The sequence below is a fragment of the Sphingomonas sp. 37zxx genome (genome assembly GCF_000786205.1).
GTDB lineage: Bacteria > Pseudomonadota > Alphaproteobacteria > Sphingomonadales > Sphingomonadaceae > Sphingomonas.
In genome coordinates this window covers 213262-228352 of record NZ_JROH01000001.1, presented here as the reverse complement: position 1 = coordinate 228352, position 15091 = coordinate 213262, and the positions used below count along the sequence as shown (strand labels likewise).

The 15091-nt window shown below is 67.2% G+C and carries 12 protein-coding genes; 6 read left to right on the top strand and 6 right to left on the bottom strand.

The annotated features are described in order from the left end of the window. Positions 1-81: 81 nt before the first annotated feature. The 3 genes from QU44_RS01085 (at position 82) to QU44_RS01075 (ending at position 3819) form a co-directional block, all read left to right on the top strand. Positions 82-471 (top strand): hypothetical protein, encoded by a 390-nt coding sequence (locus QU44_RS01085; protein WP_033919611.1) that lies wholly within the window; start codon positions 82-84, stop codon positions 469-471. An 80-nt stretch (positions 472-551) separates the two neighbouring features. Beyond that, on the top strand, positions 552-2579 hold the full coding sequence (locus QU44_RS01080; protein ID WP_033919537.1) for a TonB-dependent receptor family protein: 2028 nt from the start codon (positions 552-554) through the stop codon (positions 2577-2579). Continuing rightward, on the top strand, positions 2566-3819 hold the full coding sequence (locus tag QU44_RS01075; RefSeq protein ID WP_033919610.1) for a PepSY-associated TM helix domain-containing protein: 1254 nt from the start codon (positions 2566-2568) through the stop codon (positions 3817-3819). Before QU44_RS01080 ends, QU44_RS01075 begins: the two co-directional genes overlap by 14 nt. Before the next feature lie 44 nt (positions 3820-3863). On the opposite strand, the gene QU44_RS01070 is transcribed toward QU44_RS01075, so the two are convergent. Both QU44_RS01070 and QU44_RS01065 read right to left on the bottom strand, forming a co-directional pair. Next, complete coding sequence (locus QU44_RS01070) at positions 3864-4160, bottom strand: hypothetical protein (RefSeq protein ID WP_033919535.1); 297 nt, start codon at positions 4158-4160, stop codon at positions 3864-3866. A 26-nt stretch (positions 4161-4186) separates the two neighbouring features. After that, the gene (locus tag QU44_RS01065) at positions 4187-7054 is read right to left on the bottom strand and encodes a M16 family metallopeptidase (RefSeq protein WP_033919609.1); all 2868 of its coding nucleotides are present in this window, start codon (positions 7052-7054) and stop codon (positions 4187-4189) included. Between the two features lie 174 nt (positions 7055-7228). On the opposite strand from QU44_RS01065, the gene QU44_RS01060 reads away from it, so the two are divergent. Continuing rightward, complete coding sequence (locus QU44_RS01060) at positions 7229-8833, top strand: M20/M25/M40 family metallo-hydrolase (RefSeq protein ID WP_033919533.1); 1605 nt, start codon at positions 7229-7231, stop codon at positions 8831-8833. Positions 8834-9013: 180 nt separating this feature from the next. Here the strand turns inward: QU44_RS01060 and topA are convergent, their stop codons facing one another. Then, entirely contained in the window at positions 9014-11617 is a 2604-nt protein-coding gene (gene topA / locus QU44_RS01055; RefSeq protein ID WP_033919532.1) for a type I DNA topoisomerase, read from the bottom strand. A 159-nt stretch (positions 11618-11776) separates the two neighbouring features. Between topA and QU44_RS17290 the strand changes: the two genes are divergently transcribed. Continuing rightward, on the top strand, positions 11777-12202 hold the full coding sequence (locus tag QU44_RS17290; RefSeq protein WP_052134195.1) for a hemerythrin domain-containing protein: 426 nt from the start codon (positions 11777-11779) through the stop codon (positions 12200-12202). Positions 12203-12222: 20 nt separating this feature from the next. Here QU44_RS17290 and dprA read toward each other — a convergent pair whose 3' ends face one another. Beyond that, the gene (gene dprA / locus QU44_RS01045) at positions 12223-13323 is read right to left on the bottom strand and encodes a DNA-processing protein DprA (RefSeq protein ID WP_052134194.1); all 1101 of its coding nucleotides are present in this window, start codon (positions 13321-13323) and stop codon (positions 12223-12225) included. Next, entirely contained in the window at positions 13316-13924 is a 609-nt protein-coding gene (gene plsY, locus QU44_RS01040) for a glycerol-3-phosphate 1-O-acyltransferase PlsY (RefSeq protein WP_033919531.1), read from the bottom strand. Before plsY ends, dprA begins: the two co-directional genes overlap by 8 nt. 130 nt (positions 13925-14054) lie before the next feature. On the opposite strand from plsY, the gene murI reads away from it, so the two are divergent. Further along, complete coding sequence (gene murI / locus QU44_RS01035) at positions 14055-14852, top strand: glutamate racemase (RefSeq protein WP_033919530.1); 798 nt, start codon at positions 14055-14057, stop codon at positions 14850-14852. A gap of 11 nt (positions 14853-14863) precedes the next feature. Here the strand turns inward: murI and QU44_RS01030 are convergent, their stop codons facing one another. Next, positions 14864-15049 (bottom strand): hypothetical protein, encoded by a 186-nt coding sequence (locus QU44_RS01030; RefSeq protein WP_033919528.1) that lies wholly within the window; start codon positions 15047-15049, stop codon positions 14864-14866. Positions 15050-15091: the final 42 nt, after the last annotated feature.

Here is a 15091-nt window from a genome sequence, read left to right as displayed (position 1 = left end):
CGCGGGGCCGATCGCGGCAATCGGCCCCGCGCCTCAGTCCCCGGTGACAAACCCCGCGCCCCGCGCTAGGTGCCCGCCAACATGTTCCAGATTCGTCGCCTCCTGTCGCGCCACCCGGCGCTTGCCGCGCTGCTGCTGGCAGCGGTGCTGGCGATGAAATTGCTGGTGCCCGCCGGATACATGACCAGCGTATCGGGCACGACGATCACCGTCGCGGTGTGCAACGGCAGCGGGCCGATGACGATCACCATCCCGATGGAAGGCCACGACCAGGCCGATCGCAGTGACGATGCGATGCCCTGCGCCTTTGCCGGGGTGCCCGGCGCGATGCTGGCGGCGACCGATCCGGTGCTGCTGCTGGGCGCAATCCTGTTCGTGCTGGCGCTGGGGCTGTCGCGCAGCCGGATCGTGCTGCCGCGCGCCGCGCCGTATTTGCGGCCCCCCTTGCGCGGGCCTCCCGCCCTCACCTGAACCAGCGAAGCGCCGCCGGCATATCCGGCGGCATCTGATCCGCGCGCGACCCGCGCGCCGCTTTTCCAGGTGAATTTTACATGGCTATCCGTTGCTACGCGCCGATCGGCGCGCCCTTGCTGTTGCTTGCCGCCCTTCCTGCCCATGCCGATGATCGCGAAGATCGGGAGCGCGACACCATCGTCGTCACCGGCCAGCGCCTGGCCGACCAAGCCGAAGCCGCGCTCCAGCGCACCCCCGGCGGTGTCGATGTCGTTGCCGCCGAGGAGTTCGAAAACACGCTGGCGGTGTCGCTGCGCGATGCGCTCGCCTTTTCGCCGGGCGTCTATGCCCAGCCGCGCTATGGCCAGGAAATCCGGCTGTCGGTGCGCGGATCGGGGATCAGCCGGGGATTTCACATTCGCGGGCTGATGCTGTTCCAGGATGGCGTGCCGATCAATCTGGCCGACAATAGCGGCGATTTCCAGGAGCTGGACCCGCAGGTGTTCGAGCGGATCGACGTGCTGCGCGGCGGCAACGCGCTTCGGCTGGGGGGATCGACGCTGGGCGGGGCGATCAACGCGATCACCCCCACCGGGCAAAGCGCGCCGGGGATCGAGGCCAGGATCGACGGCGGCAGCTTCAACACGTTGCGCGGCAAGGTGGCGGCGGGCTTTGCGACCGCGCGCGGCGATGCCTATCTGGCGCTGACGCATGACAGCTCGGACGGTGACCGCGAGCATGCCACGCGCCAATCGACCCGGCTGAACGCCAATGCCGGCATCCGGCTGACCGATAGCGTCGAGACGCGCTTTTACGGCACGATCAGCGACATCGACCAGGATTTGCCCGGCACGCTCAATCGCGCGCAAGCCCTCACCAATCCGGGTCAGGCGCTGCCGGCGCTGATCCTGGGCGATCAGGCGCGCGACGTGAATTCGATCCGGTTGCAGAACCGCACCACCATTGATCTGGGGCGCGGCACCGTGTCGGGCGGCGTGTTCGCCAATGCCAAGCAGCTTTATCACCCGATTTTTCAGGTGATCGACCAGAAATCCTTTGATTATGGCGCGTTCGTCCGGCTCGATCTGGCGAGCGAGATTGGCGGGATGCCACTCGATCTGGCGATCGGCAGCACCGCGCGGCTGGGATCGGTGAATGCGCGCCAATATATCAATATCGGCGGCAAGCGCGGGGCATTGACCGCGCGATCACGCCAGGAAGCGCAGACGATCGACAGCTATGGCGAGCTGCGCCTTAGTCCGCTGCCCGTGCTGTCGCTGATCGCCGGCGGGGTGCATTCGCATGGTCGCCGCCAGGTGACCAATTTCCTGAACGGCGCGCGCAGTGGCGAGGCGAGCTTCGATGCCTTTTCGCCCAAGCTGGGGCTGTTGTACGAGCCCAACGCCAGCATCCAGTTCTTCGCCAATGCCAGCCGGTCGATCGAACTGCCGGGCTTTAGCGACCTAAACCAGACGCCGTTCGCCAGCGGCGGCGTGATCGCTCCCGGCTTCGTCGATCTCGACCTGCAACGCGCCTGGACGTTCGAGGCGGGGACGCGCGGCACGGTGGGCATCGCCAAATGGGACGTCACCTTTTACCGCGCCGATATTCGCGGCGAGCTGTTGCAGTTCGATCAGGCCCCCGATGTTCCCGCCGCCACCTTCAATGCCGATCGCACCCGGCATCAGGGGATCGAGGCGGGGATCGACCTTGATCTCACCACCTGGCTGCGGCTGCGGCAGGCATATCAATATAACGACTTCACCTTTCGCCGTGACGCGCAGTTCGGCGACAATCGGCTGCCGGTGGTGCCGGAGCATGTGTATCGGAGTGAGCTGACACTGGGCACCGATCGCGCCAGCATCGCGCCGGTGATCGAATGGGTGCCGCGCGGGGCGTTTGCCGATTATGCCAATACCAGCCGCGTTCCGGCGTACACGCTGCTTAGCCTGCGCGCACAGGCGACGCTTCGCGACGGGCTGACGCTGTTCCTGGACGCGCGCAACCTGACCGATGAAAAGGCGATCGGCGACATTTCGGCGGCGGTGCGCGCTACCCCGGCGTCGGTGATCTATTATCCGGTCGAGCGCCGCGCAGTCTATGGAGGCGCGCGTGTCCGCTTCTGATCGACGTGCATCGCTGTATCGGTCGGTGTGGCGATGGCATTTCTATGCCGGACTGCTGGTGCTGCCGTTCCTGGGCTGGCTGGCGATCACCGGCGGGCTGTATCTGTACAAGGCCGAGATCGAGCGGCTGGTCTATGCCGACTGGATCGCGGTCGCGCCAGCCACGCCGCTGCCGGCGGCGATGCTGGTGCAGCGGGTTGGCGCGCAGACCGGGGTGAGCGTGACTCAGATCACCCGCCCCGCTGCTGCGGACGAAAGCTGGCGGATGACGGTGGTGAAGGATGGCGAGCGGCGCACCGCCTTTGTCGATCCGGGCACCGGGCGGGTGCTGGGCACCACCCATGCTGGCGGGATCATGGCGACGGTAAAGTCGCTGCACAGCCTGGCGATCACCGGGACGATCGGCAACGCGCTGATCGAGATTGCCGCCGGCTGGACGATCCTGCTGGTGGCGACCGGCGTGTATCTGTGGTGGCCGAATGGGGCCGCGCCGGCACTGGCGCTGCGCGGCAGGATGCGCGGGCGGTTGTTCTGGCGCGACCTGCATGCCTCGACCGGGGTCATCGCGGGTGCGCTGATCCTGTTCCTGGTGGTGACCGGCATGCCGTGGAGCCTGGTATGGGGCAAGACGCTGCACCGCGTGGTGGCGCAGCAGGGGCTGGGCCGGCCGCTGCCGCCGGTGCCGAGCGATCATCACCCGCTGCCCTGGTCGCAGGAGCATGTGCGCATGCCGGCATCGGGAGGGCATGGCGACATCGGCGTCGATCGCGCGCTCGCCATCGCTGCCGATCGGGGGATCGCCGCGCCCTGGATGCTGACGCTGCCGGCGACGCCCGGCGCGCCCTATCTGATGTCGCAAGTGCTGGCCAAGGCGAGCGATGCGCGGGTGCTGTATATCGACGCCAGTAATGGCGCCGTGTTGCAGGATGCGGCCTATGCCGATTTCGGTGCGCCCGCGCAGGTGATCGAATGGGGCGCGGCGGCGCATGAGGGGCGGCAATATGGCGAGGCCAACCGGCTGGTGATGCTGGCCGCCTGTATCGCGATCCTGCTGCTGGTGATCAGCGCGCCGGTGATGTGGTGGAAGCGCCGCCCGGCGCGCGGGCTGGGTGCGCCGCCTGCCCCGATCCATCGCGCGCGCGGGCTGGCGGGGCTGATGCTGGCGGCGGGAATCGTCTTTCCGCTGACCGGGCTGACGATGCTGGTCGCGCTTGCCGGGGAACGGCTGGCGCGGCGATGAGAGCTGGTGGCGCGGCGTTGCTGCCGCGCCACCAGCCTAACGGGTCAGCCGCGCTTGCCGATCAGGGGGAAGCTGCCGAACGCACCGGCGGTGACCTTGCCGTTCAGCTCGTCACCCTCGACCGTCGCTTCGCAATCGAGCGTCATCGGCATCGGGACGGTGATGTTCATCTTCCACGTCAGCGTATCGCCATCGACCGCGCCGGTGACGTCCGACGTACCCATGCCGCCGGCGAAATTGCCGGTGAAGCTGTCATCCGCCGAAGTGACCGCCAGCGTCGCCTTCTGGTCGCCCATCGGCGATTTGACCACTACGTCCCAGTTTCCGTCCACATTCGCCATCTTGTCTCTCCCAAGCCTATCGAGAATCACTGAGCCACGGCGGGGGCACCCGCGGGCGCGGCTGCTATCACCTCGACAGGCAGGCCCAGGCTGTCAAGCTGGCCGCGCACCTTGGCAGCATCGCCGACCACCACCCAAACAAAGCCCTTGGGGTCGATCGTCTCGCGTGCCGCAGCGTCAAGTTGCGCCACCGTGAGCGCGCGATATTTTTGCGCGATGCCGTCATAATAATCGTCGGGACGACCATAGAGGTCGTTGCCTTCCATCGCGCTGAGCACCTTGCCGCTGGTTTCGAAATTGCCCGCAAGCTCGCGAGTTTCGCCGTCGATCGTGCGGCGGAACTCGACATCGGTGATCCCCTGTGTCGACAGGAAGCCCGCTACCTGCTCGCGAAGCGACGCAAGCGCGGGGCCGGTCTTGTCGGCCTGCACCGGCGCGTTGACGATATAAGGCACCGCGCCCTCATAGCGCGAATAGCCGCCGCGCGCGCCATAGGACCAGCCCTTGGCCTCGCGCAGGTCCATGTTGATCCGGCTGAGGAAGCCCGAGCCGAGCACTTCGTTGGCGGTGAGCACCGGCAGCAATTCGGCCTTTGGATCGAGCTTGGTCAACTGGCCGCCGGTGATGATCGATTGCGGCGAATCGGGGCGATCGACCAGGATGATCCGCTCACCGCCGGCTTGCGGCTTGGTATCGATCGCCTTGGTCCCCGCCGGTCCTTGCGCGCGCCAATCGCCCAGCGCCGATTCAAATGCGGCGCGGACATCGGCCAGCGGCAAATCGCTCACCACGAAAATCTTGGCCTTGTCGGGGCGGATCCAGGCGCGGTGAAAGGCGACCAGATCTTCGCGAGTCGCGGCCTCTACCGCTGCCGGATCGCCCGTGCCCGCCGCCAGCTTACGGTAGGACGAGCCTTCCGCATACAGCAGCGGCGGCAGCGTCCGCGCGGCCATCGCGCCGGGATTGGTCAGCTCGGCCGAAATCTGCGCCAGCCGCTGACCGCGCACCCGCTCAATCTCGCTGAGGGCAAAGGCTGGGTTACGGACGACATCGCCGAGCAGCGCGACCGCTGCTGCAAGATTGGGGCTGGGCGCGAACAGGCTTAGGCCGCTGCGATCGGCATCGTTACCCGCACCGATCCGCGCGCCAAGCCGCTCCTGCGCTTCGGCCAGCGCAATCGAATCGCGCGTGGTGGTGCCTTCTTCGATCGTCGCCATCGTCAGGCCGGCAATGCCAAGCTTGCCGGCAGGATCGGCGACGATGCCCGCGTCGAAGCTGATGCTGACCTGGGTCGTCGGCACTGCCTGTTGCCGGGCATAGACGAGTTCGATGCCGTTCGACAGGCGCGTGCGCTCGACCGTGGGGAAGCGGATGTCGCGGACGTCGCCGATCGCAGGCATCGCGCCGCGATCGATCTTTGCCGGACCTTGCGCGGCGGCAGGGGAAGCCTTGGCCGTCGCGCCAGCGGCAGGGGTCGCCTCCTGGTACGCCTCGCGCGCGCCGGGTTCGATCGTCAGCGCATAAACCGGACGCGACAGCCATTTATTGGCCGCCGCCTTCACCCCCGCAGGCGTCGCCGCGGCGAACAGCGCGAGCTGCTTCTTGAAATAGAGAGGATCGTCGGCGAACAGCGCGCCCGATGCCAGCGTGCCCGCCTTGCCGCCGCCGCCGCCAACCGCCTCCAGCCCGGCGAGCCGGCCCGAGATCGCGGTGGTCGCGACTCGCTGGACTTCATCGGCGGTGGGGCCGGTTTGCAGGAAATCGGCGATCACCGCGTCGAGCCGAGCCTCGGCCTGCGCGACGTCGACGCCGGGGCGCACATCCATCTGCACGCCGAAATAGCCGATCTGAGTCAGCGCTTGGGCGAACGCCGCGACGCCGACCGCAAGCCGTTCCTTGCGGACCAGCACATTGTCGAGCCGAGAGCTGGCCAGCCCGCCAAGCACGCGCGCGGCGACGTCGAGATTGGCCGAATCGGGGTCACGCAAGCCCGGCACCGCCCACAGGCGATAGACGCGGGTAGTGGCCACCCGATCCTTCATCGTTTCGCGCACCGGCGCGGGTAGTGTCGGCACCGGCGCTGGCGGCGCGACGCTTTCGGGGCCACGGGGAATCGCACCAAAATATTTTGCCATCAGCCGCTTGGCGGTGGGCACGTCGATGTCGCCCGCCAGCGCGACCACCGCGTTGTTGGGACCATAATAGCTGCGGAACCAGGCCTTCACATCCTCCAGGCTGGCGGCCTGGAGATCGGCCATCGAGCCGATCGTCGAGTGGTGATAGGGATGGCCCGGCGGGAACAGCCCTTCGCTCAGCTTGTAGCGGAACAGGCCGTAAGGCTGATTGTCGCCCTGGCGCTTTTCATTCTGGACGACGCCGCGCTGGTTATCGAGATTTTCCTGCGTCACCGCACCGAGCAGATAGCCCATGCGATCGCTTTCGAGGAACAATACGCGCTCCAAGCCGGCGGTGGGCACCGTCTCGAAATAATTGGTGCGGTCCTGGTTGGTCGTGCCGTTGAGGTCGGTCGCGCCGAGCGTGCGTAGTGGTTCGAAATAATCGCCGGGGGCGTTTTCCGATCCGTTGAACATCAGATGCTCGAACAGATGCGCAAAGCCGGTCTTGCCCTTTGGCTCATGCTTCGACCCGACGTCGTACCACACCGACACGCCCACCACGGGTGCCTTGCGATCGGTATGCACCAGCACGCGAAGCCCGTTGGGCAGCGTGAACTCCTCATAGGGAATATCGACCTGCGCGATCAGCTCGGACACCGGCGCCGGGCGCGGCAACGTGGTTTGGGCGGTCTGGGCGGTCTGGGCGGTTTGCGCGATGGCAGAAGTGGTGAAGGCAGCAAGCGCGACACCGGCAAGGATATGAGAGACGAGGCGCATCGGCGAGGTTTCCAAATGGTTTCAATCGCGACGATACCCAGCCGCGCGCCGGGGGCAAGCCCCGCATTGGTACCGTAGCCCAGCGCCGGCGCACTTGCCGCGCCTTTTGCCGGGCTTGCGAGCGTTCGGTGTTGCGTTAGACCTGTCGCAACCTCTGCTGGAGACGAGCTTTCGATGCGCATGCTGACTTTCGCCGCCATTTTGATGCTTTCTACCTCGGTCCAGGCGCAGACCGGGCCGGCCCCTGCGATCACCCCCGACGGCGTGCGCGCGCATGTCGAATTTCTGGCCGACGATCTGCTCGAAGGGCGCGACGCCGGCACGCGCGGACACGAAATCGCCGCGCGCTATGTCGCGACCCAGTTCCAGGCGCTGGGGCTGAAGCCCGCCAATGGCGATAGCTGGTATCAGCAGGTGCCGCTGGAGATGCGCGCATTGGGCGAGCCGGCGACCTCGTTCGTGACGATCGGCGGCGCGCCCTTCGCCAATGGCAGCGAGGCGATCGTGCGCGCCAACCTGCCCGGACCGCAAAAGGCGAGCGGCGGCGCGGTGTTCGTCGGCTATGGCATCGTCAGCCCCGAAAACCGGATCGACGATTATGCCGGGCTCGACGTGGCGGGAAAGACCGTGGTGATGCTGTACGGCGCGCCCAAGAAGCTGCCGAGCGATGTCCGCGCGGCGCTGGCGCAGGACAAGGGCAAGGCGGCACTCGCCAAGGGGGCAGCGGCGGTCATCACGCTGTTCGATGCCGAGATGGTCAAGCAATATCCCTGGGAGGTGGTGGTCGGCGAGGCAGGCGGCCCCGCCACCCGGCTGGCCGAGCCGAGCGACAAGCCGCAGGAAACGACGCCGGTATCGGCGCTGCTGAGCCCGGTCGCCGCCGAAGCGCTGTTTGCCGGCGCGCCGACCAGTTACCGGCAAATGCTCGCCGCCGCCAACAAGGGGCGTGCGCTCAAGGGCTTTGCGCTTAAGCCACCGGTGGCGATCGAGGGGACGAGCAGCACGCGGACCTTTACCAGCCCCAATGTGATCGGCGTGATCCCCGGATCGGATCCGGCGCTGGCGGGCGAAGTCGTGCTGCTGATGGCGCATCTCGACCATAATGGCACGCGCGCCGACACCAAAAGCGAGGACAAGATCTTCAACGGCGCGATGGACAATGCCGCCGGCACCGCATCGATGATCGAGGTCGCGCGCGCCTTTGCCGCATCGGGCAAGGCCCCCAAACGCACGGTGATGTTCGCGGCGGTCACCGCCGAGGAGGACGGGCTGCTGGGGTCGCGCTATCTGGCGACGCATCCTGTGGGCGCGGGAAAAGTGGTGTCGGTGGTCAATCTCGACATGCCGATCCTGCTGTACGATTTCACCGATGTCGTCGCGTTCGGGGCCGAACATTCGACGATGGGGCCGCTGGTGGCGGCGGCAGCGGCGAAGGACGGGGTGAAATTGTCGCCCGATCCGATGCCCGAGGAAAATCTGTTCACCCGATCGGACCATTACAGCTTCGTCCAGCAGGGGGTGCCCTCGGTATTCCTGGTGACCGGCCATGCCAATGGCGGGGCGGCGGCGTTCAAGACCTTCCTGGCGACGCATTATCACAAGCCGAGCGATGACCTGAAGCTGCCGTTCAACTGGGCGGCGGGGGCAAAGTTCGCGCGGGTGAACTACAATATCGCGCGCGACCTGGCCGACGCGGCGCAGGCCCCGCGCTGGTATGCCGACAGCCCGTTCGGGAAGCAGTTTGCGGCGGATGCGCCCAAGGCGGTGCGGGCGAAATAGGGGGACGAGGGATCCCATACCCCCGTTCGTCCTGAGTAGGGGCTGAGCGCAGGCGAAGACCCGTATCGAAGGACCTGCCCCAAGCGAGCCGGTGCTTCGATACGCCGCTTCGACAAGCTCAGCGGCTACTCAGCACGAACGGGGGGTGGGGTGCGACTGCCCTACCCCGCCCCCTCCCGGTCAGTCCGCCTTTGCAGCCGCAGCTTTCTTCGCGGGTGCCTTCTTGGCCGCAGCCTTTTTTGCCGGGGCCTTCTTCGCCGCCGCCTTCTTCACCGGCGCCGCCGCATCCTTGGCCGGGGCCTTTTTCTTCACCGCTGCCTTCTTCTTCCCCTTGGGCGGGCCGAGCGCCGCGCGCGCGTCGATCAGCGCGGTGGCTTCCTCCAGCGTCAGCGTGTCCTTGTCGGCGGTCTTGGGCAGGGTCGCGTTGGTGGTGCCGTCGGTGACATAGGGGCCATAGCGGCCCTCCATCAGCTTGATCTCGCCGCCGCTGGTGGGGTGTTCGCCCAGCACCTTGAGCGGGGCCTGCGCCCCGCGCGCCGCGCGACCGCCGCCGGCGGCGGCCTCGGCCAGCTTCACCACCGCCGCGTTCATGCCCGTCTCGAACACATCGGCGGTCGTCGTCAGCCGGCCATATTTGCCGTTATGCGCCAGATACGGGCCATAGCGACCGATCGACGCGGTGATCGGCTCGCCGGTTTCGGGGTGGAGGCCGATGGTGCGCGGCAGGCTCAGCAGCTTGACCGCCCAGTCTAGGTCGAGATCAATGTCCTTGGGGATCGACGCGCGCGCCGCATCCTTGCCATCGCCCATCTGGATATACGGCCCGAATCGCCCCGAGCGCCGGACGATGTCCTCGCCGGTATCGGGATGCTTGCCCAAGGATTCGGGGCCGGTGTCGTCACCATCACCGCCGCCGGGCTGGGCGAAGCGGCGGGTATATTTGCAATCGGGATAGTTTGAGCACGCAACGAACGCGCCGAACTTGCCGCCGCGCAGCGCCAATTGCCCCGCGCCGCAATTGGGGCAGAGCCGCGGGTCGCTGCCATCGGCCTTGGGCGGGAACAGATAGGGTTCGAGGAACTTGTCGAGCTCGGCGGTGACCTCGCTCGGCTTGAACTCCATCACCTCGGTCGTGCGCGGTTTGAAATCGCGCCAGAAGGCGTCGAGCACGGTCTGCCATTCGGCGCGCCCGCCCGAGACGTCGTCGAGCTCTTCCTCGAGCCCGGCGGTGAAATCATAATTCACATATTTCTGGAAGAACCGCTCGAGGAACGCGGTGAGCAGCCGCCCGCTTTCCTCGGCAAAGAAGCGGTTCTTTTCGACGCGCACATAGGCGCGATCCTTGATGACCTGAATGATCGAGGCATAGGTCGAGGGGCGGCCAATGCCGAGCTCTTCCATCCGCTTGACCAACGACGCTTCGGAAAAGCGCGGCGGCGGCTGGGTGAAATGCTGTTCGGCGGTGACGCCGTGCTTGGCCGGCGCATCGCCCGAGCGCAGCAGCGGCAGGCGACGCGAATCTTCGTCCTCGCTGTCGTCGCGGCCTTCCTCGTAGAGCGCAAGATAGCCGGGGAAGAGTACCACCTGGCCGGTCGCGCGCAGCGCCACCGAACCGGTGCCGTCCTCTAGCTCGACGGCGGTGCGCTCCATCCGCGCCGACGCCATCTGACTGGCGAGCGCGCGCTTCCAGATCAAGTCGTACAGCCGGCCATGATCGCCCGATCCGGCCCGATCCTTGGTGAAATCGGTCGGGCGGATCGCCTCATGCGCTTCCTGCGCGTTCTTGGCCTTGGCGACATACTGGCGCGGCTTTTCGGGGATGTAGCCGCCGTCATAGCGGTTCACGATCGCCTTGCGCGCATCGTCGATCGCGCTGTGATCCATCTGAACGCCGTCGGTCCGCATATAGGTGATCGCGCCGTCTTCGTAGAGCGCCTGCGCGATCCGCATCGTGTGGCTTGCCGAAAAGCCCAGTTTCCGCGCGGCTTCCTGTTGCAGCGTCGAGGTGGTGAAAGGCGGCGGCGGATTGCGCGTTGCGGGCTTGGTCTCGACATTGGCGACGCTGAAGCGCCCGGCCTCGACCGCCGCCTTGGCGCGCATCGCGGTGCCTTGTTCACCGATCGTCAGCCGATCGATCTTTTTGCCCTCGAACTTGGCCAGCCGCGCGGTGAAGCGCGTCGAATCATGCTCGAACTCGGCGGCGACCGACCAATATTCCTGGGGCAAGAACCCCTCGATCTCGCGCTCGCGCTCGACGATCAGCCGCAGCGAGACCGACTGGACGCGGCCTGCCGACTTGGCCCCTGGCAGCTTGCGCCAAAGCACCGGCGACAGCGTGAAGCCGACGAGATAGTCGAGCGCGCGGCGCGCACGATAGGCGTCGATCAGATCGGTATCGAGCTGGCGCGGCGCTTTCATCGCGGCGAGCACCGCCGCCTTGGTGATCGCGTTGAAGGTGACGCGCTCGACCTCGCGGGGCAGCGCCTTTTTCTTGGCGAGCACTTCCTGGACGTGCCAGCTGATCGCCTCACCCTCGCGATCGGGATCGGTCGCCAGGATCAGGCGGTCGGCCTGTTTGGCAAGGTCGGTGATCGCCTTTAGCTGCTTGGCCTTGTCGGCGTAATTTTCCCATTCCATCGCAAAGCCGTCATCGGGGTTCACCGATCCGTCCCTGGGCGGCAAATCGCGGACATGGCCGTAGCTGGCGAGGACGCGATAATCGCTGCCCAGATATTTCTCGATGGTCTTCGCCTTGGCGGGCGATTCTACGATGACGAGTTGCATATGGTCTTGTCTGGCCCTGTTTCGCGTACACGCGCGAGGATGGAGAGGCGCACGCACCGCCGTCAAGCCGCGAACCGCCTGGCGGCATCGGTTCATACCAAGTGTTAAGCCTGGGATGGCATGGTCCGCTTGCCCCCAACCGACAGGTATTGCGCGTCCATGTATTCGTTCGAACGCCTCATCCGCGAACACAAGGCGATCGGCGTGCTTGCCGGCGAGCTGATGCGCGCCGCGCAAGGGGCAGCCGATGCAGAGGGCGGCCGGCGCGCGCTGAGCGCCCTTGCCACCGAGCTTTGCGATCATCTGGCGAATGAGGATGCCGACATTTATCCGCTGCTGATCCTGAGCAAGGATGAAGGGGCAGCGGCGATGGCGCGCGATGCGATCGCGGTGCATCAGTCGCTTGCCGCCGATTTCACCGCCTATGCCGCGCATTGGACGCAGGATGCGATTGCCGCCGATTGGGAGCGTTTCGCCGATGCAACCGATGGCCTGATGCAGCGGCTGGGCAACCGAATCCGGACCGAGAATGAATTGCTCTATCCGCTGGCATTGCGCGCCGCGCACATCAGCCTGCGCGGATAGGCCCCTGCGCGGCTGAAAGCTCAGGCAATCAGGCTCACCCGCCCGCCGGCGTGCCGTTCCAACCGGCCTGCCAGTTCGAGTTCGAGCAGCACCGTCTGCACCACGGCGGGGGCCTGGCCCGATTGGCGGATCAGTTCGTCGACGCTCACCGGCACCGGGCCGAGCAGGGCCGCGATCGTGCGGCGTTCGGCGTCACTGGCATCGGCGGGCGGCGGCCCTTGCCAGCCGCTGCCGGGCGAGCGAAGCGCGCGCGGGTCGATCGGGCGAACCGCCTCGAGGATGTCGTCGGCGGACTGCACCAATGTCGCGCCCTCGCGGATCAGCAGATTGCACCCCTGCGCGCGCGGATCGAGCGGGCTGCCGGGCACCGCCATCACTTCGCGCCCGGCTTCGGCCGCCAGCCGCGCGGTGATGAGCGATCCCGATCGCGGCGCCGCCTCGACCACCACGGTGCCGACCGCGCAGCCGGCGATGATCCGGTTGCGCGAGGGGAAGAAGCGCGCCAACGGCTCGGTGCCCGGCGGCTGTTCGGCGATCAGCAGCCCCTGATCGCCCACCCGCGCCTGAAGCTCGGCATTTTCGGGCGGAAAGGCGATGTCGATGCCGCTGGCGATCACGCCGACCGTGCCGCTTTCGATCGCGCCGTGATGCGCGGCGGTGTCGATCCCGCGCGCCAGGCCGGAAATGACGGTCACCCCCGCCTCGCCCAGCGCATGCGCGAGCAGCCGGGCAAAGCGGCATGCCGCTGCCGAGGCGTTGCGCGCGCCGACCATCGCGATGCAGGTGCGCGCCAGCAGCGCCACGTCACCGCGCACGATCAGCGCAGGCGGTGCTGTTTCGGTCGCCGCGAGCAAGGCGGGGTAATCGGCGTCACCGATCATGCAATAGCGCGCGCCCAGCCGCTGAACCCGCGCAATCTCGTCACGCACCGCGCGTTCATCGGCGATTCGCGGTGCTGCGCCACCCCCGCGCGCCGCGAGCATCGGCAATGCTTCAAGCGCGGCGCTGGCGCTGCCGAAGCGGGCGAGCAGTTGCGCGAAGCTGACCGGGCCGATTCGGGCTGAGCGGATCAGGCGCAGATGCGCCAGCCGCTCGCCCGCCGCCCCGGTGGCGTCAGCCACGCTGCGCCGCGCCGATGCGGGGCTCGGTGCCGTTCATCAGCCGTTCGATATTCTGGCGGTGCTTCCACAGCACGATCAGCGCCAGCGCCAGTAGCAACAGCACCAGATCGAACCGCCCCATCGCCGCTGCCCCCACCGGCGCACTGAACGCCGCCGCCAGCCCCGCCACCGATGAGATCCGCAGCAAGCCAAGCAGGCCGAGCCACACCACCGCATAGATCACCGCTGAGGGCCAGTGCAGCACCAGCACGATGCCCATCAGCGTCGCCACCCCCTTGCCACCGCGAAAGCGCAGCCACACCGGATAGCAATGCCCGATAAAGGCGGCGGCGGCGGCCAGCACGCCGTTGCCGGGCGCAATCGCCTCGACAATCAGGATCGCCACCGCGCCCTTGAGCGCATCGAGCAGCAACGTCGCAGCCGCCAGCCCCTTGCGCCCGGTTCGGAGCACGTTGGTGGCACCGATATTGCCCGATCCGATCGTCCGCAAATCGCCGGCACCGGCCATGCGCGTCAGCAGCACGCCGAACGGAATACTGCCCAGCAGATAGCCAATCGCCAACGCCGCTGCCGGTGCGACCCACAATATTTCGGTTTGCACGCCCTACCCCTCGTCGATCGCGCCAGATTAGGCGGGTTGTGCCCGATCCGCAACGACATGGATCAGCGTGCAGGGTTCGATGCGCGGCGACGTTGGCAAGCCGGCGGCGGATGCTTAGAGGCCCTCGAGCATGACCGATCCGCGCCCGATCCTGTTTTTCGATTCCGGGGTCGGCGGCCTTTCGGTGCTGGCCCCGACGCGCGCGCTGCTGCCGCAGGCGTCCTACGTCTATGTCGCCGATTCGGCGGGCTATCCCTATGGCACGCGAAGCGAGGCCGAAATCGCCGCGCGGGTGCCGGCGCTGCTGGGGCGGCTGGCCGAACGCTATCGCCCGCGATTGATCGTGATCGCCTGCAACACCGCATCGACGATCGCGCTGGCAGCGGTGCGCGCGGCGCTCGACCTGCCGGTGGTGGGCACGGTGCCCGCGATCAAGCCGGCGGCGGCGATCAGCCGCACGCGATGCTTCGGGGTGCTGGGGACGCAGGCGACGGTGCGCCAGCCCTATGTCGATGACCTGGCGGCGCGCTTCGCCGCCGATTGCACGGTGATCCGCCACGGCTCGGCCGAGCTGGTGGCGCTGGCCGAGGCCGAACTGCGCGGACAGCGCCAGCCCGATTCGGCGTATCGCGCGGTGCTGGCGGGGCTGTATGACCAGCCGGGAGCAGCCAAGATCGATGCGATCGTCAACGCCTGCACCCATTTTCCGCTGGTCGCCGATCGGCTGATCGCGGTGGCACCGGGGCCGGTGCGCTTCGTCGATGGGGGGGATGGGATTGCGCGTCGCGTGGCGTATCTGACGCAAGATCAGGCCTGGCCCGCCTCACCCGCCCCCGGTGTTGCGGTATTTACCCGAATCGATACAGAGACTGCAGCGCTGGCACCCGCGCTGCTGGCCCGCGGGCTGGAGCGGATCGAATCGCTCTGAAACAGCGCGGTTCAGCTCGCAGAGGAGCCGGAGGTCGGGGGCGCGGCAACCATCGGGGCGACTTCGACCCGGGCGTGATAGCGTTTCGCCATGCCCAGATGCGCCAGACGCGCGGCGATATCGCTACAGCGATCGGCGCGCGCGAGTTCCTGGCGCTCACGCTGCGCGAAATAATCGGTCTCGCTTCGGCTGCTCATCGCAAGAAGCTCCTAATATGCAAGCGGAAGGCTGTTGCTCCC